This window comes from Pseudoalteromonas sp. J2K-J031 (assembly GCF_058197095.2).
In genome coordinates this window covers 3,594,576-3,613,966 of sequence record NZ_CM200279.1, presented here as the reverse complement: position 1 = coordinate 3,613,966, position 19,391 = coordinate 3,594,576, and the positions used below count along the sequence as shown (strand labels likewise).

Below are 19,391 nucleotides of genomic sequence, written 5' to 3'. Positions count from 1 at the left end.
CTTTTTTGGAATGAGGAACTGTAATTTTTTAAAAAAATGGTTTAAAAACAACCGCAGTTGTTTTTTTGGCCAAAGCAAGGTGTTTTAATTTCTGTTTTTTTAGAAAAAATATTGTTTATCAAGAGAATAACGATTTCTTTGTCATTATTGAGGCAATAACTTAATTTGTTTATTTTATGTTAATCGCGGTCGTATTAAATTAACATTGCGCGCGTATCATTCAGGCGAATTTACGTAAGAATGTGGCGTTAAATATTAATTTTAAGGATTGTCAGGTGAAAATGAATAAAAAAATGACATTAACTATGTTGGCTATTGCGTGTTTTGCAATGCCAAGTAGTGCGGCTGAGGTCGCCAATGGTGATTTTGAATCTTGGCAAGGAAGTAGTGTAATTGGTTGGGATACCATAGATTCAGGCATACAAGTACAAAAAGAATCCACAATCGTAAAGCAAGGCAATAGTGCAGCCGCTGTTACTGTGACAACGAGCAATCAAGCTGAAACTGATTTTTTACAATGGGTCGATGTTGTTGTTGGGCAATCATACCAATTTTCTACTTGGATTTATCATACCGAAGGTGGTGTTAAAGCGCGTTTATATGTTGATGGCTATCAAGGTTACTCAAACGAAAATAACAAAGGTCAATGGCAACAGGTAAGCTTTAATTATAACGCCACTGCCACAAAGCAAATATCAGTGGGTTTGCGTTTTTATGATATTACAGGGTTTGATGGGTCTGAAGTTGTTTATGTTGATGATTTTCAGCCAAGTTCAACAATTACTCAACTTCCAGTCGATCCAGAGCCAGGCTGCACTAATACATCAGTTGATTTGGTGTTAACCACCGATAATTATGCGAGCGAAACAAGTTGGCAATTACAAGGCTCTACAGGGGTCATTGATGCCGGTACTAATTTAACCAATGCAACAACTTACACAAAAAATTATTGCTTAGCGGCTGGCACTTACCAATTTGCGATTAATGATGCGTACGGTGATGGCATTTGTTGTAGTTACGGTAACGGCGCGTATGAAATTAAAGTTGCCGGTATTTTAGTGGTTACAGGCGCTACATTTGCAAAAACCGAGACTAAAGAGTTTACTATTGCTGCAACTCAGCCTGGCGGCGGTGATACCGGAGGCGGCACCACACCGCCTAATTTAGAAACCTATTACACTCCAGTTGAAGGTTTGACGGGATATGATTTAAAAACAGGGCTTTATAACATTGTAGCGGGTCATAATTCGCAAGGTTATAGCGCAATTTGGACGTTTTATGAAAATCACGCAATCGATACCTACTATGAGAATGATGGTTCGATTTTAGATATCTATTCAGAAAATCCTACAGGGAACGAGAGTTACAATTACATTAAAGTGACCAATCAATGTGGCAGCTATTCAGGCGAGGGCGATTGTTATAATCGAGAGCATTCATTTCCTAAAAGCTGGTTTGGCGGCACTGCTGAGCCTATGCATTCTGATATCCATCATATCTTTGCTACAGACGGTTTTGTAAATTCAAAACGCAGTAATTATCCGTATGGTGAAGTGGCTAATGCCAGTTTTACCTCTAGCAATAATAGTAAGTTAGGCGCGGCAGTAGCTGGGCTTGGTTATAGCGGCACCGTGTTTGAACCCATTGATGAGTTTAAAGGTGATTTGGCCCGTGCTTATTTTTACATGGCAACACGCTATGAAAATGTGATTGGTTCATGGGAAAAAATAACCACATACAGCGATGTGGTTCTGAATGGTACCAGTACGCAAGTGTTTGAGAATTGGCATTTGTCGATGCTGCTACGCTGGCACCAACAAGATCCAGTTAGCCAGCAAGAACGCGATCGTAATAATGCCGCGTTTGAGCACCAAGGTAATCGCAATCCGTTTATCGACCACCCTGAGTTTGTTGGCTTAATTTGGCAAGAAAATTAAAAAACAATAATAAAAAACCTCCGTTTTGGAGGTTTTTTATTTTATTCTGCGAGGTAAGTTATTTTGATGTGATGGGGTAAATAGTAATTTCCATGCCCGCACCAATAGCAGAAATGCGTAATAATGTGTCAGCGTGTAATGCTTGGTTAAAACATTTAGGCTGATGACCTGATTCAAAGCCAATATCAAATGTACGCTTTGAACACGTTAACCATTGTTTTAGCCCTGCACGTGAACATGCTTCAATAAGTTCACACAAATGGTTGATGGTTTTGTCTGGCGTGCTGGTTTCAAGTTTGGCGCAAAATCGAGCAACGTGTTGGTACTCATCAAATTGATGGTGTAATACTGTGACGTGTTTTTTTAGGTCATTAACTAAGACACTAATATCGTGCTTAGATTCGAGTTCTAGATCCACATTTAAAAATTGAATTTCAGACATGTCGGCCGTTATCAGTGAAAGAGTTATTATAATTGAGTCGTTTACTCTAACCTATGTCGACCTCAAGCTCTAGTTTTGCGACTTGTTTTTTATTTTTTTTCAGTTAATCATGCACGCAAATAAAGTTTCAGTCTCAAGTTGGTTGAACGATCGGTCTGGGCGTACCCAATCTCAAAGAATAATAAAATATGAAATTCAAGCTATTTAAAACAACCCGAAAAATCCATAAATGGCTAGGATACTGCCTTGTGCTTCAAGTGTTTTTTTGGTTATTAGGTGGTTTGGTTATGAGCGCTATTCCTCTTGAAAAAGTGCACGGTAAACACTTAGCGCAAAAAAAATTAGATAATCCATTTAAAAAGCAAGATTATCGCGCTTCTTTGGATTTTTTGCAGCTTTCTGAGTTTCAAGTTGAGAGTATTCATTTTGATGCTTATTTGAATTTACCCATTTATCGGGTTCAGACCCGTGAGGGTGAGCTGGTTTTTGATGCAAGCAGTGGGTCTTTATTGCCAAGGCCGACACAAGCGCAGATACACCAAAAGGCATTACAACATTATTTAGGCGATGGGCGGCTTATTGCCAGTGAATATTTGGATAATGGACCGAGAGAAGTTGGGTTTAAACGCGGTGTTTGGCAAGTATCTTTTGATGACTTAATGAGTACGACCTTGTATTTTTATGCCGACACGGGGCAGTTCATTACAGTTCGCAGTACAATTTGGCGGATTTTTGATTTTTTTTGGATGTTGCACATCATGGATTATGATGAACGTGAAAATTTTAATAATCCTTTATTAATTAGTTTTTCAGCCGCTGCGGTGCTGTTTTGCCTCAGTGGTTTTTTATTGCTGTTACAAGGAGCGAGTAACAAAAAGCGGCGTTTGATGGCTTATTTTAAAAAATAATCATTCGGATGCTTTTTACTGCCTGCAAAAGGTGGTTTTTTAATGTGTTGAGTTGTAGTTGATTGATTTATAAAATAAAAATAGCCGCTGTTCTGCTATTGTTTTTGCCTGAAAGTTGGGCTGAAGTGGCAAATTTTGATGCCGCAAAAAAGTTACTAAAACAGCAAGTAACGAGTGAGACAAGAACCTTGTATTGTGGTTGTGCAATTAAAAAGGTGGGTAAAGAACTAAAACCAGATACACAATCGTGTGGTTATGTGCCTCGAAGGCCCGTTACAAAGTCGGGCTTACCGAATGTGCGTGCAACACGTATTGAATGGGAGCATATCGTACCCGCTTGGGAGTTTGGCCATCAATTACAATGCTGGCAGCAAGGTGGTCGAGCGCATTGTAAAAAGCACAGTGAGAAGTTTCGCTTGATGGAGGCGGATATTAATAATTTAGCGCCCACAATAGGCGAAATTAACGGTGATCGCTCTAATTTCCGCTTTGGGATGTTAAATCAACCTGCCGATCAATATGGGCAATGCCAAGTAAAAATTGACTTTAAGCAGCGTGTGATTGAGCCGCCATTGGCATCGCGAAAACAAATCGCAGAGGCTTATTTTTACATGCAGAAAACTTATCAATTAAAAATATCGGATAAACAGCAAAAGCTTTTTAATGTTTGGGCAGGTTTAGAGACTAACCCTAATTTTCTTTAATTTAAGGTGGGCGCGAGCAAAACAGGTGAGCGCTCATTATTCACTTAAAACCATATGTAATATATTGGGTTTAGGATTCGAATTTGCTGTCAGGTAAGTTTATTTAAAAAAATACTTTCTGAACTAAGTCATTATTTTTCGGCAAAATATAAAATCTTTTCTATGCTTGAACTATGTTTTCATTCTTTAGATAAAAAGATGGCAATTCGAGCACAGCAAAACCCAGAAATTAGTTGTTTCATTATTGTTGCGACCGTTGTTGCGCAACTTGATGTTATTTTGGTGGAAGCTAAAAACTTATCTTTAACAGCAAAAAATGCCCGTGTTGTAGCAATTAGGGCGGGTCAGGCAGCGCTAGGGTTTAAATCTATCACTAATTTCATTGATGAATTTTCAGCCCGTACAATTAAAGTGACGCAAGACATCCACAATCATTCTCACTTGCTTTTTAAATTGGCCTTAGAGCAATTACGTGCCTCTCAATTTAAAGAGCATGTTGCACGTGCACATCTTATTCATAATCGAAATTCACCGACGTTAAAACAAATAAGCCGCCAATCTATTACTGAATTAAGAGAGGCTTGGTCTCGTTTGGGAAGTGAAATGCAATCGCTCACATCACAGTTTGAAGAAATTCGTCAACAAATGCGCGCTGCTGAGTATATTGCCGTGACCTCAAGGGTTGAGGCATCGCAAGCCGGTGAATATTGCGACAGCTTAGAATCGGTATCAGATTATATCGCCTCGGCTGCGCTGCGCATCAAAACAGCAATTACAATCAACCTTAATACTTTGTCTCAATTACAACGGATAATAAAATGAAATCAAGTATTCTCTATCAGGGTAAGCATCATAAGTGGGTGGTGTTTGGCCGTGATCCAGCCAAGCCTGAAAAAATTATTGATACCAATCAGTATTTAATCGTCAATGAAAAAGAATCTGTGTTATTAGATCCTGGTGGTATTGAATTGTTTTCGCCGATGCTCGCTGGTGTATTAGGCCATATTGAGCTTGATAAATTAACGACTCTTTTTGCCTCTCATCAAGATCCCGATATCATTTCATCTTTGGGGTTGTGGGATAAAACGATCCCTAAAGCTAAATTATATGCACCTTGGTTATGGGAGGGGTTTATCAGGCACTTTGGCATGGAGAATATTAAATTTATGCCAATTAAAGATGAAGGAGGTGAGCTTATGCTAGGCAGTACGGCATTGCGCTTTATACCAGCTCACTATTTGCATTCGTCGGGTAACTTTAATGTTTATGATCCTGAAGCTAAGATTTTAATGAGTGGCGATATTGGGGCGGCGCTCGAATCAGCTGAAGCCCCGATGTTTGTTGATGACTTTGCTAAACATATTCCAAAAATGGAATATTTTCATAAGCGTTGGATGCCATCAAATCGTGCAAAAATGAATTGGATTGCTCGCGTAAAGGAACTTGATATTGAGATTATGGCGCCTCAACATGGTCGGATTTTCAAAGGTGATTCTGTAAAAGAGTTTTTAGCTTGGTTTGAAAAGCTCGATGTGGGCAGTGCGAGTTAATTTTCAGTATTTATTTTCTTTTTAAGTCACTAAACTAGCCACAGTTTGGTGATTTTCCTTTTAGGGGATTGTTTTGATAATTAAAACGCTTAGCGTTTTGCTGTTAGCAATAAGTGCCAATTTGCTTGCTGAACAGGTGAAAGCAGAGAGACTTTATGATTTTGATCATAAAGTTTTTTATAAAGAAACTCGTTTTAGTGATAGTCATTATTTACTTGAGGTAGAAGCCGATAGTTATAATCATTTTGAAAAACAAACTGTGTTTTTAGTGAGGCATGCGGCACTTTTGTGTCGCAGCTCACAATTTAGTTTGGTATTTCGTTCAGGGATTCAAGAGTTTAAAGTGATGCCGACAAACCCTCGCTCTTATCAACCACCTTTAACCGCAACACTAACATGCACCGAATCATAAAAACGTGAGATTGTTTGATTTGGCGCATTTAGTTTGTTTTATATCTCTTTAAACTAAGTGACCTCAGCACTGAATAATAAATCTATCTCAGGTTAAACAAGAGTCACTTTGATGCTGATTGATTACTCAATACGTTGGTAAATTTTTTATCCAAAGCCGAGCAACTAATCTTTATAGCCCCAAGGTGCAGCTGGTGGAGTAATGGCGTTAGTTAAATCAAAGTCGACTCTAAACTCCCGGCCTGCTCGTGTTAAACGATAGGTGAATTTTTCTGGGTAAATATACATATGCCAAGTATTGCCAGCCGACTGTGGAATACCTGACGAAACAAAGAGTTCTTTAGAATATTGATCCGCAGGAAAAGATTGCGCTTGTGCCCAGCCTGCATCATTTGTATGGCCACCGTACATCGTCGATTTATCATCATCCCCATTTTTTTGGCGATGATCATGTTTTAATTGCAAACCAGAGCCGGTTTTTTTGATGATCCAAGTGCGCGATGCATTGTCACCCACATGAAATGGGATCTGCAATTCATCTTTGGTGCAGCTGCGCACATGCATAACGAGTTTTTCTTTACTAAATGCGCTATCGCTTGCATTGCCTTCGGTGACTTTACCTTCAAAGGCTTTACCGCATAATGCGGTTAAGTTTGAAAAAAATTGGTCTTGGGGGGTGATGGATACTAACGGAGCTTGAGCAAACGCTAGTTGGCTTATTGATAAAGCACAAAAGGATAAACAGGCAATTTTCATTGTGATTCAACTTTATGTAAATACTCAGCTTAATCAAGCGCTGTGATATTGGCAATTAGCATTCGTTCAACACCATAAAATGTAAGATGAAGCGAATACGTTTAATATGTTTATAGGTGGTTAATAATATGAAAAATAATAAAAAATTCTGAAAATGCTCAAGATTTGTTACGGTAAGCCGATATGGTGCGTAGTCACTAAACGAAATAAAATCAATGTAAGATGGAAGCTATAAATTGTAAATGGATGCGCTAACCAAGTGAGAGATGTATATGTTTAATTCGTTAACAATTAAAAGAAAACTTCAAATTCTAGCTGTCATCGCCTTAGTATCTTTACTGGCTTTGTCACTTTTGAATTTTTATATCGCCAATCAAAAGCAAATATTGGCGAATGCAAAAGTGCAATTGGCCCATATTCAAAATGCGGTATCGGATACATTACGTGTTGATGCTGCGTTTTTAGCTGAACCCGAGACTGCTCATCTCAATAAGATGAAAGTGACCGTTGAGCGTGGGATCGAAGCGAGTAAGACCCTTCAAAAAAATGTTGAACATATCGATTTTAAGTCAACTAAATTCCAATTGGTGGATGATGCATTCGATGATTTTTTTGCTAGCTTTAGCAATATTTATCGCACGATGGAGCAGTATGGTTTTGACCAAAACCAAGGGTTGCGCGGTCAATTAAGAAGCAAAGTACATGAGTTAGAAGCATTGCTTGATAAAAATCAGGATGATAAAGCTCTTGTTTTGTTGCTACAAATTCGCCGCAGTGAAAAAGATTTTATTATTCGTGGCGATAATAAATATGTCGATAAAGTGGCTGATAATGTCAAAAAATTACGCGCGCACTTAGCAACTCAAGGTATTAGTGAGTTATATATTTTAGATCAATATTTGGATGCATTTAACCAAGCTGCGGATAACTATAATCGCTTGGGCTATAAAGTCAGTGGCAGTGGGCTTAGGTTTGAACTTAATCAAGCACAGCAAACCCTTGATGTTTCGCTAGAAGGTTTGGTGTCTGAGTTGGAAACTTTGCAAGAACAAGTCTACGAAAAAGCGCAAACAATGCAATGGAGTTTAAGTATTACCATGGCTATGTTAATGCTTATTTTTTTAATGGTGATTATTCGTTCTATTACACAAAGCATTGATAGTGCCATTGATGATATTACAAAAGTGACTGCTACGGGCGACCTGCGTTTAACAATCCGCAAACATAGTGATGACGAGATTGGGCAGCTTGCTCATTCAGTGAATGAGTTGCTAGGTAAGTTTTTATCAGTGATCAGGACAATTCATAGTGCAGTGGACGTTGTTACAACGGAATCGACACGCGTTGCGGTGAGTGTCGATCAAAGCGGTAAGCAGTTAGTGAAGCAAAAAATGGAAGTTGAAACCGTTGCCAGTGCGGTGACTGAGATGGGAGCCGTTGCACATGATATAGCAATTAATGCTGAAAATACTGCTAAACGTGTTAATGCGGTATCAAGTAATGCGAAAAACGGTCAAGTGCAAGTACAAGCAACTATCACGCAAATGACTCAGTTAAGTAATCAATTAGTTGACTCATCTAAACAAGTTTATTTGTTACAAGATAAAAGTAATGCCATTAGTGCCGTGATGACAGTTATTAAAGGCATTGCAGAGCAAACCAATTTACTTGCGCTTAATGCAGCGATTGAAGCGGCCCGAGCGGGTGAGCAAGGGCGAGGATTTGCTGTGGTTGCCGATGAAGTGCGCTCACTTGCAGTTAAAACGCAAGAATCGACATCTGAAATTACCGACATAATTAACCAGCTGCAATCGAGTACATCAGCAATTGTAAACAGTATTGATCAATGTAAACAGCAAGGCTTAACCACGGCAGAGCAAACCCAATTAGCGGGTGCTGCATTTACCGATATTATTGCTGACATTCATGAAGTTTCTGAGATGACTTCAACGATTGCGGTAGCTGTTGAGCAGCAATCAACGGTAGCTCAAGAAATTAACCAAAATATAGTAAGGATCAGTGATTATGCTGATGAACTTGCGAATAACTCACAGCAAAATGCGCACGCATCTTCACAAGTGTCTGAACAGGCGCATCAACTTGATGAAGCTACTAGTTGGTTTAAAAGTTAAATAAAACGGCTTTGTAGTGTATAGCGCTATAAATATCGCCACCTTAGGGTGGCGATATTGTTTGTTTTCTTATAGGTTAATAGCAGATAACTTTAAGGAGCACTTTCAATGGCAGACTTCACTTCACATAAAGCAGGTACATTTTGTTGGTCAGAATTGTGTACTCACGATTGGCAACAGGGTAAGCAATTTTATTGTGACTTATTCGATTGGGGTTTTGATGATCAGCCTATAGGCCCTAATACTTACTACACCATGCTGCAAAAAGAAGGTGTTGATATTGCTGCCATGTATCAAATGGAAGCAAACAGGCGAGACCTTGATGTACCGAGCCATTGGCTTAGCTACATTGCTGTCGCGGATGTAGACGAATGTGTTGTAAGAGCGCAAGCCTTGGGGGCTCAATTGCTGCATGGGCCACATTCTGTGGGTGATGCAGGTAGAATGGCACTATTGGTGGAGCCGGACGGTGCTGTTTTTGCGCTGTGGCAGGGTGTGTCTCATCCGGGAGCTCGCAAGTTACAAGAGCCCGGTACTGTGTGTTGGAATGAATTGGCGAGTAAAAATTCAGCAAAGAGCCAAGCGTTTTATTGCCAGTTATTTGATTGGCAAATTGAAGTCGTCCCGATGGAAAATATGACTTACGTGATGTTTAAACAGGGGGATGATAATGTGGCTGGTATGCTTGAAATGACCGAAGAATGGCGTGATATTCCTGCGCATTGGATGACCTATTTTGCTGTAGAAAATTGCGACGAAAGTGCAGCAAAGGCTCAGAAATTAGGCGCCGTAATATGTGTCCCGCCTACGTATGTCGCAGATGTGGGGCGTTTTAGTGTTATCACAGATCCACAAGGTGCTGCTTTTTCGATTATTGAACTGGCCAATCAGGCTTAATAATCAGAATTCAGGCGGCTATTTTCAACGCAAACAGTGTTGGTGTTATGAATAATAGCCGTCTCGATACCCTTTAAAATCTCTGGTTAGAGAGATATAAATTTCATCTTGAAAGTAAATTCAATGCGTTGTCGGTTTTATGTTTTATCTATCAGGTAAATACCTCGTCAGTGATCGCATGTAATATGAGCCATAAAATTAATAAGGAAAAAGTATGAGTAAACATGTCGTAGTGACCGGTGCGAATAGAGGGATAGGTTTGAGCTTTTGCCAGCATTATCTGACATTAGGCTATCAAGTTACGGCGGTGGTACGCCAAGCATCGAGTGAGCTGAGTGCGCTAAGAGTACAGGTTATTGATAATATAGACGTGAGTCAGGCCGGTGATGTTGCACAGTTAGCTGTAAAACTCGCGGGTCAAAAAATAGATGTTTTAATTAATAATGCCGGTATTTTTCATAATGAGAGCTTGGCTAACATGGATTTTTCGGCGATAGAAACGCAACTCTCAGTGAATGCGTTAGCCCCCATCCGAGTTACCCATGCACTGCAGACTAATTTGGTATCGGGCAGTAAAGTTGCGATGATCACGAGTCGAATGGGATCAATTGCTGACAATACTTCAGGTGCTTACATTGGGTATCGAATGTCTAAAGCTGCGCTGAATGCAGCGAGTGTCAGTATGGCCCATGAATTAAAACCTCAAGGGGTTGCGTTAGCCATTTTACATCCTGGTTTTGTCCAAACTCAGATGGTCGGTTTTGCTGGTGATATCAGCCCTGCAGAGGCTGCTTCGCGTTTAGTCAAACGCATTGATGAGCTGACATTAGAAAGTACGGGTACATTTTGGCATTCAAACGGTGAAATTTTACCGTGGTAATCTGTGGTGCAAGGCAATCAAGGTGCTGATATTAATTACTGGATGAGTATTGATTTGGTATGATCTTGTTTTAGCCTCTTAAATCGGAAACTACTATGGAACTTGTTGCTGGCAATTTGTTGAGCCTTCCTTTATTTTTTTTAAACGAACAGTTGGCTGAGCGAGATCTTGAAAAGCCAGATCTCATTATTGATATTACGCTCGATGATGCATTATTAGCAGAGTTGTGTATTAATCCTGCAGTCGATGAAAGTGCATGTTTATATATTGAAAATTATGCGCTTAGCTCAGTGAGTGAGCACTTTAAAGTGATGCTTGAAAGTGGGCATCATGCAGAACTTCAAATTAATCATGGCCCAATGATTGCTGTGTTGTTAAATACTGAGGATGAGCAGGTATTCGTATCGCCTCATATTGATTGCATGCCAACGTTTGATTTAGATTTGGATGATGCTATAGAAAATTAATTGTATAGGGCGGCGTTTTGGGCTTCTCCAGCTTGGTGCTCGTTATCTGGTTGTGCTCTTAATAGAGTCAACCAGTATCAACAGTATTTTAGAGAGTCAGGCGCTTTTAATCTTGTTATTGGTCCCCCTTAAACTGCCAAGCTACCCACCTTTAAATCCTCTAAGCTCATTTAGGTTTATGACATGAGGTTGCCAAGCAATACCAAGGCATTGCATTTGCTAATTTGATGATAATCGATATGAGAATAAATATTGGTAAGCGATATGTTCCGAAAGTCTCGGTTTTATAGTTGTTGCTTGCTATAAATTGCGGTAGCATTTGTAAAATAATTGTCAAAACTTGATCTCAATCAAGTTACTTTGACAGCAAAATAGTGTTAAAGCATTGTAGAGAATAAAAATGAAATATCTATTTGCGCTCTTGTTGTTGCTACCCACAATGAGCTTTGCTCAAAAACAATTAAATAAATGTATTAGTGCTGTGGGTGATGTACGTTATACCACTCGCAGCTGCGCTGCCGGTGAGCGACAAGTTGAAGTCGATCAAGAGCAATCATTATTACAATTTGCTCAAAAAGCTCAAAGTGTGACATCCGAAGTGAAAGAGGTAATTGATAATCGAGACCTGACCTTCTATTTAACGCAAAACTTTCAAAATACCGATTGGAGTGAAAATGTCGAGCGCAGCTTTTTAGAAGGTGAGCAAGCCGTTGTTGTGGTTGATAGTTTTAGGTTGCATAAGTTAGAAGCCATTTGTAAGGCTACAATGCAATGGATGGCGCAATATCCCCATCCGCTCTTTGATTTAACGTCGATGCGCATTGAGTTTAATACCGGTGAAACATTCGCAGCACGTTATATTATTAATGAACCATGTGATTTTGAATTAAGATAAACCGTTTTGGGATTTATCTTAATTCTTTCATTTATTTTAAATCGTTAATCATCTGCGTTGCAGCGCTCAGTAATACATCATTACTCAATCTGACCTTATAATTTGGATTGGTGTATTGAAAATGCACTAATCCTTGTGTATCGACTAAAAAAATAGCCGGTACAGGAAGCGCTACTTTTTCTTGACCATCGATACCAACAAAATTTACCCCTAATTTATTACGATAAATCTGTGCTGTTTTATCATCAAGATAAAATGCTAACCCTAGGCTTTGACTAAAACTTAAATCACTATCAGAGAGTAATTGATAGTGTGTATTTTCAGTATTCTTTTGCAGCTCTTTTGGTTGCTCCGGTGAAACGGCAAGCACTTGAAAGCCTAGCTTTTGCAATTGGGGCGCCAATTGCTGTAAGCCCATTAATTGGCGACTGCAAAATGGGCACCATCCCCCTCGATAAATCACTAATACCGTTGGTTTATTCCCAATTAATTGGCTCAAATTAATTTTCAGCCCTTCCTTTGTCAGCAGTTCTGCATGAGGCATTGTAAGCCCAGGTAAAATGGGGGTGACTAATTCAGCTGAAGGTTTGATATTAAAAGCACTTGCCGCATCACTTATTTGGCTCATAAAAAGTAGTAAAGCACTGAGTAGATATTTCATTTTGATCTCTTTTTTTAATGGGTTTGTTATAAGAGCGGTAAAGTGAAAAATAACTTTCATTGAATTTATTCGTCTCTTTGCTCAAAGAGGGGTTTTTCCGTATGATTGAGTTTTAAAATTAAAGGTGAGAATAAGCGATGTCAGCAAATATTGCGAAATTAGCGACCATGCTTGAAATGCAAAATGCGATGAATAAAAAAATTCATCCAGAGTGGTTTGAGCAAGGCTTTGAATGGTATCGAGCAATTTGGGTTGAATGTGCAGAGATGCTTGATCATTACGGTTGGAAGTGGTGGAAAAAACAAACTCCAGATACTGAACAAGTTATTTTAGAGTTAGTCGACATTTTCCACTTTGGCATCGCAATGAGAATTGATGGTAAAACCAGCTACCAGCAACTTGCTGAGCAGTTATTTTCTGAATTAAACGATGTTAAAACAGCCGATGATTTTAAACAGACTCTAGAGCTGCTCGCCGGTGCTGCGGTTGTTGAAAAGCGTTTTGATGCAGCTGCTTTTGCTGGTTGTATGCAGCAAATTGATATGAGTTTAGATGATTTGTACCGAGGTTATGTGGGTAAAAACACGCTTAACTTTTTTCGTCAAGATCATGGTTATAAAGACGGTAGCTACATTAAAGTGTGGAATGGCAAAGAAGATAACGAACACTTAGTTGAAGTTGTTAAGTCTCTAGATACTGAGCACCCTGATTTTGCGAAATTAGTCTATCAAGGGCTTGTTGCACGTTACCCCGCTTAATTTTTACCCTTCATTCTTAGCGCTAAACTTAAAATGCCAGCAATTGTTTGCTGGCATTTTTATTGGTATCAATCGCGCGAAGAGCCTTGAGTTATTGGTAAAACGGTGCGGTAGTCTGTGATTGCTAAAAATTCATTCGTTTTAATGGGTTGCAATTTACTGTCCGGATTGGCAATTGCAAGCAGGTGGCCAATACCAAACTCTTGTGCTGCTTTTAAAATCGTGAGGCTGTCATCAACAAACAAAGTGCGCGTTTTATCAAAATTGAGCCTTGCGTGCAATTGATGCCAAAGTGCTTGGTGCTCTTTGCTGACCCCAAATTCATGTGTCGAAATTAATTCATCAAGATAGCCGTCAAGTTGAGTGCGCTCAATTTTAAGGCTTAAGCTATCGGGATGTGCGTTGGTTAATAAAATCAGTTTTTTGCCCGCTTTACGCAGTGCGTTTAAAAAATCAGGTACATCCTCACGAATTGCTATGAGGTGTTGAATTTCTCGTTTTAGTGCTGCAATGGGTAAATTAAGCTCTTTTTGCCAATAATCTAAGCAATACCATTCTATTTGGCCAGCGACTTTATGGTATTTATTGAGCAAAATTGCTTTAGCTTGCTCAAAAGAAATATTCTGTTGCTGAGCAATTTTTTCTGGGATTAATTCAAGCCAAAAATGATTATCAAAATGAAGATCAAGTAAGGTGCCATCCATGTCGAGTAAAACGGTATCGATTTGTTGCCAATTTAACATAGGTTTTTAGCCATAAAGCTATTATGATTAAGTTATTCTCCATCATAGCAAAAGATGTGTTATGGCAAAGAAAAACGATCATCAACTGCCAACTATTTTGGCAAGTTCAGTTGTTGCCAAAAGTAAGTTGTTTACTGTTGAGGCGCTAGACTTGGTTTTTTCAAATGGTGCGGCTCGGCAATACGAAAAGATTAAAGGTGCAGGGCGTGGGGCTGTCATGATTATACCCATTACGGCCTCAGGTGATTTATTATTGGTGCGTGAATACTGTGCTGGCACCCACGATTATCAGTTAGGCTTTCCCAAAGGGTTGATTGATCCAGGTGAAACGCCCCTAGAAGCTGCTAACCGCGAGTTAATGGAAGAAGTAGGTAAAGGTGCCCATCAATTGACCGTGCTCAAAGAAGTCTCTCTAGCCCCGGGTTACTTTAACGCTAAAATGCACCTAATCCTCGCTGAGGAGCTGTATGACGAACGTCTTGAAGGCGATGAGCCTGAGCCGTTAGAAGTTGTGCCTTGGCCTCTTGAGCAATGGGCGCTATTACTTGAGCAAACTGATTTTACCGAAGCGCGCAGTGTCGCTGCACTCATGTTAACTAAGCAATTTTTTAGCTAAGCGAAATATAATTATGTTGTCTTTACTTGAACCCTGCATTGCCTTAGCTGAGCAAGCAGGCCGAGCTATTTTAGCCATTTATGACCAAGATGATATTGGTCAGCAAGAGAAGTTAGATCATACCCCCGTCACAAAAGCCGATATAGCCGCCAATGATGTGTTAATGGCTGGATTGATCGCTTTAGATGCCTCAATCCCCATTATGTCTGAAGAAACCAGTATTCCTAGTCTCGATGAGCGCAAAAGTTGGCAGCGTTATTGGTTACTCGATCCTATGGATGGAACAGGGGAGTTTATTCTTAAAAGTGGTGATTTTGCGGTGAACATCGCGCTAATTGAAAATAATCAACCAGTATTGGGCATTATCCATTGGCCAACCAAGGGGGTTACTTATTTTGCTTCTGAGGGAAATGGTGCTTTTAAGCGTGAAAATGGACAAGATAGACAAATTAAAGTAGCAAAGCCTCAAAAACTTACTTTAGCTATCAGTCGCAGACAGAAATTAGAAGTTGTTAGCCAGTATATAACAACACAATTTGATACCATTCCGTTGGGCTCTTGCTCGTTGAAAGCGTGCTTGATTGCTGAAGGTTTAGCAGATTTTTTTATGCGAATTGGACCTACAGGTGAGTGGGATACGGGCGCATCTCAAGTTATTGTTGAGCAAGCGGGCGGCACGTTAATGGATGCACAATTTCAACCGTTAACTTATAACCAAAGAGAGAGTACTGAGAACCCAGATTTTATTGTAATGGGGCATCCGGACTGGGATTGGTTAAGCTTGATTCAACCCCATCAAAGATAACAAAAGTTGGTTTTATACGGCTTTTGTAGATTATTACTTGCATAATCTTATTTTTTCTATATTATGGCGCTCTCTCTCGGGAAGTAAGCGAAAAAGCAACGCTGTGTTGTTTACCAGTTAACTCTTAAAGAGATTGTTTTTACAGTGCTAACGTGTTGAAAAAACTAAACATACAGGCGCGGGATGGAGCAGCCTGGTAGCTCGTCGGGCTCATAACCCGAAGGTCGTCGGTTCAAATCCGGCTCCCGCAACCAATTTTTTGGTTACTGTATATTCTGATGCTAAAGCAGAATTAAAATATCTTTAACACATACAGGCGCGGGATGGAGCAGCCTGGTAGCTCGTCGGGCTCATAACCCGAAGGTCGTCGGTTCAAATCCGGCTCCCGCAACCAATTCTTTGGTTACTGTATATTCTGATGCTAAAGCAGAATTAAAATATCTTTAACACATTCAGGCGCGGGATGGAGCAGCCTGGTAGCTCGTCGGGCTCATAACCCGAAGGTCGTCGGTTCAAATCCGGCTCCCGCAACCAACTGAATGTAATCTTTTTTACCTAAGAAAATTTTAAAATATCCCAAAACATACCAATCTTATTTTTTCACTTGTTATTTTTCTATTTAATCTAGCCATATACCTGTTTGCAGATCCTTGTTATGCTCAAAATAATCGGGATAAGTTATGCAAGTAATCTAGAGGTAACAGTGCTGTTTATTTATTTATTAATTTTTGCTTTGTTTGGCATGACAGCGACCTATTTTGTTCGTTTTTTTTATAGTTTTTGGTGGCATAAAAAAATTGAACCTAAGTGGTTAATACGTGCAACAATGTGTGTTGTTTTAATTACCCTCAGCGCTGTTGTCATCGAGTTATTACAATAAAAAACCGCAGTTTAATCCGCGGTTTTTTAGAAAATCAAAAAGTGCGTGGTTGGTTATGGTTTTTCGTTTAACCAAATAGCCACTTGCTTTGCAAAATAAGTTAAAATGCCATCCGCACCTGCTCGTTTAAAGGCAAGAAGCGACTCCATAATACATGGGCGCTCTGCAAGCCAGCCGTTATTGATGGCAGCCATGTGCATCGCATATTCCCCACTGACCTGATAAGCGAACGTAGGTACTGCAAACTCATCCTTTACACGGCGCACTATGTCTAAATAAGGCATTCCAGGCTTTACCATTACCATGTCGGCTCCTTCTTGTAAGTCCAGAGCAACTTCACGTAAAGCTTCATTAGAATTAGCAGGATCCATCTGGTAGGTTTTTTTATCTGCCCCTTTTAAATTACCCGCAGAGCCAACAGCATCTCTAAATGGGCCATAGTAACTTGACGCATATTTAGCGGAATAGGCCATGATACGTGTGTGAATAAAGCCGGCTTCTTCAAGTGCATCGCGAATTGCACCAATGCGACCATCCATCATATCTGATGGCGCGACAACATCAGCACCAGCTTGTGCATGTGAGAGTGCTTGCTTAATTAATATTTCAATTGTGGTGTCGTTGATGACGTAACTGTCTTCATCAATAATACCGTCTTGGCCGTGGGTCGTGAATGGATCTAAAGCGATGTCGGTAATAATGCCCATTTGAGGCACCGCTTCTTTAATCGCTCGTACAGTGCGCTGCGCTAAACCTTCAGGATTATAAGCTTCTTCGGCTAAGAGTGATTTTTTATCGCTTGGTGTAACGGGGAAAATAGCCATAGCGGGGATGCCAAGTGAGGCGAGCAATTTTGCTTCTTCAACGAGTAAATCGATTGATAGGCGCTCTATCCCTGGCATTGAATCAATCGCTTCTCTGCGATTATTACCATCAAGAACAAAAACCGGATAAATTAAATCATTTACGGTAAGTTGGTTTTCACTCATAAGACGGCGAGAAAAATCATCTTTGCGCATTCTTCTCATGCGGGTATAAGGGAATAAATCTAAACCTGATTGTGCCATGTTAGTTCCTACTTTTAATCGCGTGGTGCTGCATCATCATAAACAATGACTTGATTACGACCAGCATGTTTTGCTTGATATAATGCCTTATCTGCTAAGGCGGTATATTGATTTGGTTCATTATTTCTATCGGCAATCGCACTAAAAAGACCCGCGCTAATTGTCATGCGAATAATACCTGCAGTGGTATGAACTTGGGCCTCGCCAATGTGTATACGGATTGCTTCAGCGACTAATAGAGCGCCCTCAGGGTCAGTATTTGGCAAAATAACAGCAAATTCTTCACCTCCGTAGCGACAGACTTCATCCGAAGGGCGTTTAAGGGTTGTTTGAATTGTGTGCGCAACAAACCGAATGGCATCATCCCCCGCTAAATGTCCGTAGGTATCGTTAATTTTTTTGAAAAAGTCGATATCAATCATGATTACAGCGAGAGGTGTTTGCTCTCGGTGTGAGCGGCGAAATTCCATTGTGAGTTTTTTATCGAAATAGCTGCGATTTCGAATGCCGGTTAATGAGTCTAAGGTGTTTTTTTCTTCGAGCTCGCGGTTTTTTTCTTCTAATTCTTGTAGTGTAATTTGCAGCTCAAAAGTGTGTTCTTGAATGCGACTTTCAAGCTCTTCTTCTAACTCTTGTTGAATTTTTATGGTTTCAAGTTGCAAATTATCTTTAATTTTTGCTTCTGCTAACAAGGCTTGTTGGCGCTGCATTTTTAAGTCACGGCGATCGATAAATTGCAAAATAAGCAAATATGAAAGCGTCATGCTGCTTATAAAAAATGAGCTCATAAACAAGGTCGACATCGGGACAATATTATGATCTTTACCATTAAAAATTAAAATACTAAAAATAATCGCAACTAGGTAGCTCAGTTGTGAGAGAAATATCCATTTTGCGTAGATGTGTTTTTTCAATAGTAAGAAAAGCGTTATACCACTGCAAATAGTTAAGTTCATAAAGGTGGCAAATAAACTAGTTTGAAGACCTGTCGCATAACTAAGCCATGGAATACAAAGCAGAATGAGAGTGCTGACAACAAAGGTAATTCGCATCACACGAATGAATGATTTAAAGGTTGCATCTAATTGCAATAATTTTTCAGTGACGATGTTGAGTAATATCGCTGCAGTTAAGAAAAGCAGCGCAATATTTTTTTCATGTAGCCACATGACATCAACATAAAAATAGCGATAGCTTAAGCCTGATGTAACTGTGATCAGTATCCATAAGCAAGCAATGTAAAGGCTCCCCAATAAAAAGCGAGATTTACGGGTAAGCATAAAAAGTAACCCATTGCTAAAAACAAGTGCTAATAAAAAGCCTAAAAAGAGGCCTGTAATGAGGTTCTTTTTGGTTTTATGCTGTAGGAGTTGCTCAGGTGTCCACAAACTCATAGGGAGTTTGATATTTCCTTGGCTGATAATTTTTAGATAAAAATCATCTTTAGCATGTGCTGACAGTTCAAACATAAATACCAGAGAATCGTCTTTTATTTGCCTATTTCGTAACGGTTCGCGGTCACCGATTGCTGCAAATGTAGTGAGGGTGCCATTGTGATATTGATTAAAGCTCACGCTATCGAGTAAAGGGTGATTAAGTAATAAGTAGAGCTTTTTACTGTCTGATGTTTGATTAATAAGGCTAAACTTGACCCAGATAGGTTGTGGCTGAACACCAAGGTTTAGGCTGCCACCTTGCGAGCTTTCCCATTTAGTTGCGCTATCGTTCAGAATTTCCTCTAGAGGATGTGTGCTGATGACATAATTAAATACGATAGGTTTTTGGGATTGAAAATCATCTCCAATTACTATTTGGTCATCACCGAAAGATGAGAAACTCAAAAGCGTGAAAATGAAGAAGCACCACAAATATTTGGCCATCA

The 19,391-nt window shown here is 39.7% G+C and carries 21 protein-coding genes and 3 tRNA genes; 18 read left to right on the top strand and 6 right to left on the bottom strand.

What is annotated here, in order from left to right; translation table 11 throughout:
- Positions 1–281 precede the first annotated feature (281 nt).
- On the top strand, positions 282–1,937 hold the full coding sequence (locus AC3KZC_RS16535; RefSeq protein WP_490580328.1) for an HNH endonuclease signature motif containing protein: 1,656 nt from the start codon (positions 282–284) through the stop codon (positions 1,935–1,937).
- Positions 1,938–1,995: 58 nt separating this feature from the next.
- On the opposite strand, the gene AC3KZC_RS16530 is transcribed toward AC3KZC_RS16535, so the two are convergent.
- Complete coding sequence (locus tag AC3KZC_RS16530) at positions 1,996–2,379, bottom strand: hypothetical protein (RefSeq protein ID WP_490580327.1); 384 nt, start codon at positions 2,377–2,379, stop codon at positions 1,996–1,998.
- A 188-nt stretch (positions 2,380–2,567) separates the two neighbouring features.
- Between AC3KZC_RS16530 and AC3KZC_RS16525 the strand changes: the two genes are divergently transcribed.
- From AC3KZC_RS16525 to AC3KZC_RS16505, 5 genes are all read left to right on the top strand, one after another.
- Entirely contained in the window at positions 2,568–3,287 is a 720-nt protein-coding gene (locus tag AC3KZC_RS16525; protein WP_490580326.1) for a hypothetical protein, read from the top strand.
- A gap of 74 nt (positions 3,288–3,361) precedes the next feature.
- Complete coding sequence (locus tag AC3KZC_RS16520) at positions 3,362–3,991, top strand: endonuclease (RefSeq protein WP_490580333.1); 630 nt, start codon at positions 3,362–3,364, stop codon at positions 3,989–3,991.
- A gap of 198 nt (positions 3,992–4,189) precedes the next feature.
- On the top strand, positions 4,190–4,813 hold the full coding sequence (locus AC3KZC_RS16515; protein WP_490580325.1) for a chemotaxis protein: 624 nt from the start codon (positions 4,190–4,192) through the stop codon (positions 4,811–4,813).
- Complete coding sequence (locus AC3KZC_RS16510) at positions 4,810–5,541, top strand: oxygen-binding di-iron domain-containing protein (protein WP_490580324.1); 732 nt, start codon at positions 4,810–4,812, stop codon at positions 5,539–5,541. Before AC3KZC_RS16515 ends, AC3KZC_RS16510 begins: the two co-directional genes overlap by 4 nt.
- 73 nt (positions 5,542–5,614) lie before the next feature.
- Positions 5,615–5,953 (top strand): hypothetical protein, encoded by a 339-nt coding sequence (locus tag AC3KZC_RS16505; RefSeq protein WP_490580323.1) that lies wholly within the window; start codon positions 5,615–5,617, stop codon positions 5,951–5,953.
- Between the two features lie 164 nt (positions 5,954–6,117).
- On the opposite strand, the gene AC3KZC_RS16500 is transcribed toward AC3KZC_RS16505, so the two are convergent.
- Positions 6,118–6,708: a hypothetical protein gene (locus AC3KZC_RS16500; RefSeq protein WP_490580322.1), complete on the bottom strand. Its 591-nt coding sequence runs from the start codon at positions 6,706–6,708 to the stop codon at positions 6,118–6,120.
- 272 nt (positions 6,709–6,980) lie between these two features.
- On the opposite strand from AC3KZC_RS16500, the gene AC3KZC_RS16495 reads away from it, so the two are divergent.
- The 5 genes from AC3KZC_RS16495 (at position 6,981) to AC3KZC_RS16475 (ending at position 11,979) form a co-directional block, all read left to right on the top strand.
- Positions 6,981–8,840 (top strand): methyl-accepting chemotaxis protein, encoded by a 1,860-nt coding sequence (locus tag AC3KZC_RS16495; RefSeq protein WP_490580321.1) that lies wholly within the window; start codon positions 6,981–6,983, stop codon positions 8,838–8,840.
- 108 nt (positions 8,841–8,948) lie between these two features.
- A complete protein-coding gene (locus AC3KZC_RS16490) occupies positions 8,949–9,737 on the top strand; it encodes a VOC family protein (RefSeq protein ID WP_490580320.1) in 789 nt (262 codons plus the stop codon).
- A 214-nt stretch (positions 9,738–9,951) separates the two neighbouring features.
- Positions 9,952–10,617, top strand: a complete 666-nt coding sequence (locus tag AC3KZC_RS16485; RefSeq protein WP_490580319.1) for an SDR family oxidoreductase — start codon at positions 9,952–9,954, stop codon at positions 10,615–10,617.
- Positions 10,618–10,712: 95 nt separating this feature from the next.
- Entirely contained in the window at positions 10,713–11,084 is a 372-nt protein-coding gene (locus AC3KZC_RS16480; RefSeq protein WP_490580318.1) for a hypothetical protein, read from the top strand.
- Positions 11,085–11,484: 400 nt separating this feature from the next.
- A complete protein-coding gene (locus AC3KZC_RS16475) occupies positions 11,485–11,979 on the top strand; it encodes a hypothetical protein (RefSeq protein WP_490580317.1) in 495 nt (164 codons plus the stop codon).
- Positions 11,980–12,010: 31 nt separating this feature from the next.
- Here AC3KZC_RS16475 and AC3KZC_RS16470 read toward each other — a convergent pair whose 3' ends face one another.
- Positions 12,011–12,640: a peroxiredoxin-like family protein gene (locus tag AC3KZC_RS16470; protein WP_490580316.1), complete on the bottom strand. Its 630-nt coding sequence runs from the start codon at positions 12,638–12,640 to the stop codon at positions 12,011–12,013.
- Positions 12,641–12,777: 137 nt separating this feature from the next.
- Here AC3KZC_RS16470 and AC3KZC_RS16465 point away from each other — a divergent pair, with 137 nt between their 5' ends.
- On the top strand, positions 12,778–13,398 hold the full coding sequence (locus AC3KZC_RS16465) for a dUTP diphosphatase (protein ID WP_490580315.1): 621 nt from the start codon (positions 12,778–12,780) through the stop codon (positions 13,396–13,398).
- Between the two features lie 68 nt (positions 13,399–13,466).
- Here AC3KZC_RS16465 and yrfG read toward each other — a convergent pair whose 3' ends face one another.
- Entirely contained in the window at positions 13,467–14,141 is a 675-nt protein-coding gene (gene yrfG, locus AC3KZC_RS16460; protein ID WP_490580314.1) for a GMP/IMP nucleotidase, read from the bottom strand.
- Between the two features lie 61 nt (positions 14,142–14,202).
- On the opposite strand from yrfG, the gene nudE reads away from it, so the two are divergent.
- From nudE to AC3KZC_RS16430, 6 genes are all read left to right on the top strand, one after another.
- Complete coding sequence (nudE, locus tag AC3KZC_RS16455) at positions 14,203–14,757, top strand: ADP compounds hydrolase NudE (protein ID WP_490580313.1); 555 nt, start codon at positions 14,203–14,205, stop codon at positions 14,755–14,757.
- 13 nt (positions 14,758–14,770) lie between these two features.
- Positions 14,771–15,562 (top strand): 3'(2'),5'-bisphosphate nucleotidase CysQ, encoded by a 792-nt coding sequence (gene cysQ, locus AC3KZC_RS16450; RefSeq protein WP_490580312.1) that lies wholly within the window; start codon positions 14,771–14,773, stop codon positions 15,560–15,562.
- 177 nt (positions 15,563–15,739) lie between these two features.
- A tRNA-Met gene (locus AC3KZC_RS16445) sits at positions 15,740–15,816 on the top strand.
- 63 nt (positions 15,817–15,879) lie between these two features.
- Positions 15,880–15,956: transfer RNA gene (locus AC3KZC_RS16440), tRNA-Met, on the top strand.
- Positions 15,957–16,019: 63 nt separating this feature from the next.
- Positions 16,020–16,096 (top strand) — tRNA-Met (locus AC3KZC_RS16435).
- A gap of 121 nt (positions 16,097–16,217) precedes the next feature.
- Complete coding sequence (locus AC3KZC_RS16430; RefSeq protein WP_490579934.1) at positions 16,218–16,442, top strand: hypothetical protein; 225 nt, start codon at positions 16,218–16,220, stop codon at positions 16,440–16,442.
- Positions 16,443–16,495: 53 nt separating this feature from the next.
- On the opposite strand, the gene hemB is transcribed toward AC3KZC_RS16430, so the two are convergent.
- Together hemB and AC3KZC_RS16420 are read right to left on the bottom strand one after the other, a co-directional pair.
- A complete protein-coding gene (gene hemB, locus AC3KZC_RS16425; RefSeq protein WP_490579935.1) occupies positions 16,496–17,509 on the bottom strand; it encodes a porphobilinogen synthase in 1,014 nt (337 codons plus the stop codon).
- 14 nt (positions 17,510–17,523) lie between these two features.
- Positions 17,524–19,389 (bottom strand): sensor domain-containing diguanylate cyclase, encoded by a 1,866-nt coding sequence (locus AC3KZC_RS16420; protein WP_490579936.1) that lies wholly within the window; start codon positions 19,387–19,389, stop codon positions 17,524–17,526.
- Positions 19,390–19,391 lie beyond the last annotated feature (2 nt).

What these genes read in the sequence shown, in the direction of transcription:
- AC3KZC_RS16515 (WP_490580325.1), top strand. Translation starts at nt 4,190, where the DNA reads ATGGCAATTCGAGCACAGCAAAACCCAGAAATTAGTTGTTTCATTATT.
- AC3KZC_RS16485 (WP_490580319.1), top strand. Translation starts at nt 9,952, where the DNA reads ATGAGTAAACATGTCGTAGTGACCGGTGCGAATAGAGGGATAGGTTTG.
- AC3KZC_RS16525 (WP_490580326.1), top strand. Translation starts at nt 2,568, where the DNA reads ATGAAATTCAAGCTATTTAAAACAACCCGAAAAATCCATAAATGGCTA.
- yrfG (WP_490580314.1), bottom strand. Translation starts at nt 14,141, where the DNA reads ATGTTAAATTGGCAACAAATCGATACCGTTTTACTCGACATGGATGGC.
- AC3KZC_RS16510 (WP_490580324.1), top strand. Translation starts at nt 4,810, where the DNA reads ATGAAATCAAGTATTCTCTATCAGGGTAAGCATCATAAGTGGGTGGTG.
- AC3KZC_RS16475 (WP_490580317.1), top strand. Translation starts at nt 11,485, where the DNA reads ATGAAATATCTATTTGCGCTCTTGTTGTTGCTACCCACAATGAGCTTT.
- AC3KZC_RS16535 (WP_490580328.1), top strand. Translation starts at nt 282, where the DNA reads ATGAATAAAAAAATGACATTAACTATGTTGGCTATTGCGTGTTTTGCA.
- AC3KZC_RS16530 (WP_490580327.1), bottom strand. Translation starts at nt 2,379, where the DNA reads ATGTCTGAAATTCAATTTTTAAATGTGGATCTAGAACTCGAATCTAAG.
- AC3KZC_RS16430 (WP_490579934.1), top strand. Translation starts at nt 16,218, where the DNA reads ATGCTCAAAATAATCGGGATAAGTTATGCAAGTAATCTAGAGGTAACA.
- AC3KZC_RS16495 (WP_490580321.1), top strand. Translation starts at nt 6,981, where the DNA reads ATGTTTAATTCGTTAACAATTAAAAGAAAACTTCAAATTCTAGCTGTC.
- hemB (WP_490579935.1), bottom strand. Translation starts at nt 17,509, where the DNA reads ATGGCACAATCAGGTTTAGATTTATTCCCTTATACCCGCATGAGAAGA.
- AC3KZC_RS16500 (WP_490580322.1), bottom strand. Translation starts at nt 6,708, where the DNA reads ATGAAAATTGCCTGTTTATCCTTTTGTGCTTTATCAATAAGCCAACTA.
- AC3KZC_RS16470 (WP_490580316.1), bottom strand. Translation starts at nt 12,640, where the DNA reads ATGAAATATCTACTCAGTGCTTTACTACTTTTTATGAGCCAAATAAGT.
- AC3KZC_RS16465 (WP_490580315.1), top strand. Translation starts at nt 12,778, where the DNA reads ATGTCAGCAAATATTGCGAAATTAGCGACCATGCTTGAAATGCAAAAT.
- AC3KZC_RS16490 (WP_490580320.1), top strand. Translation starts at nt 8,949, where the DNA reads ATGGCAGACTTCACTTCACATAAAGCAGGTACATTTTGTTGGTCAGAA.
- nudE (WP_490580313.1), top strand. Translation starts at nt 14,203, where the DNA reads ATGGCAAAGAAAAACGATCATCAACTGCCAACTATTTTGGCAAGTTCA.
- AC3KZC_RS16480 (WP_490580318.1), top strand. Translation starts at nt 10,713, where the DNA reads ATGGAACTTGTTGCTGGCAATTTGTTGAGCCTTCCTTTATTTTTTTTA.
- AC3KZC_RS16420 (WP_490579936.1), bottom strand. Translation starts at nt 19,389, where the DNA reads ATGGCCAAATATTTGTGGTGCTTCTTCATTTTCACGCTTTTGAGTTTC.
- cysQ (WP_490580312.1), top strand. Translation starts at nt 14,771, where the DNA reads ATGTTGTCTTTACTTGAACCCTGCATTGCCTTAGCTGAGCAAGCAGGC.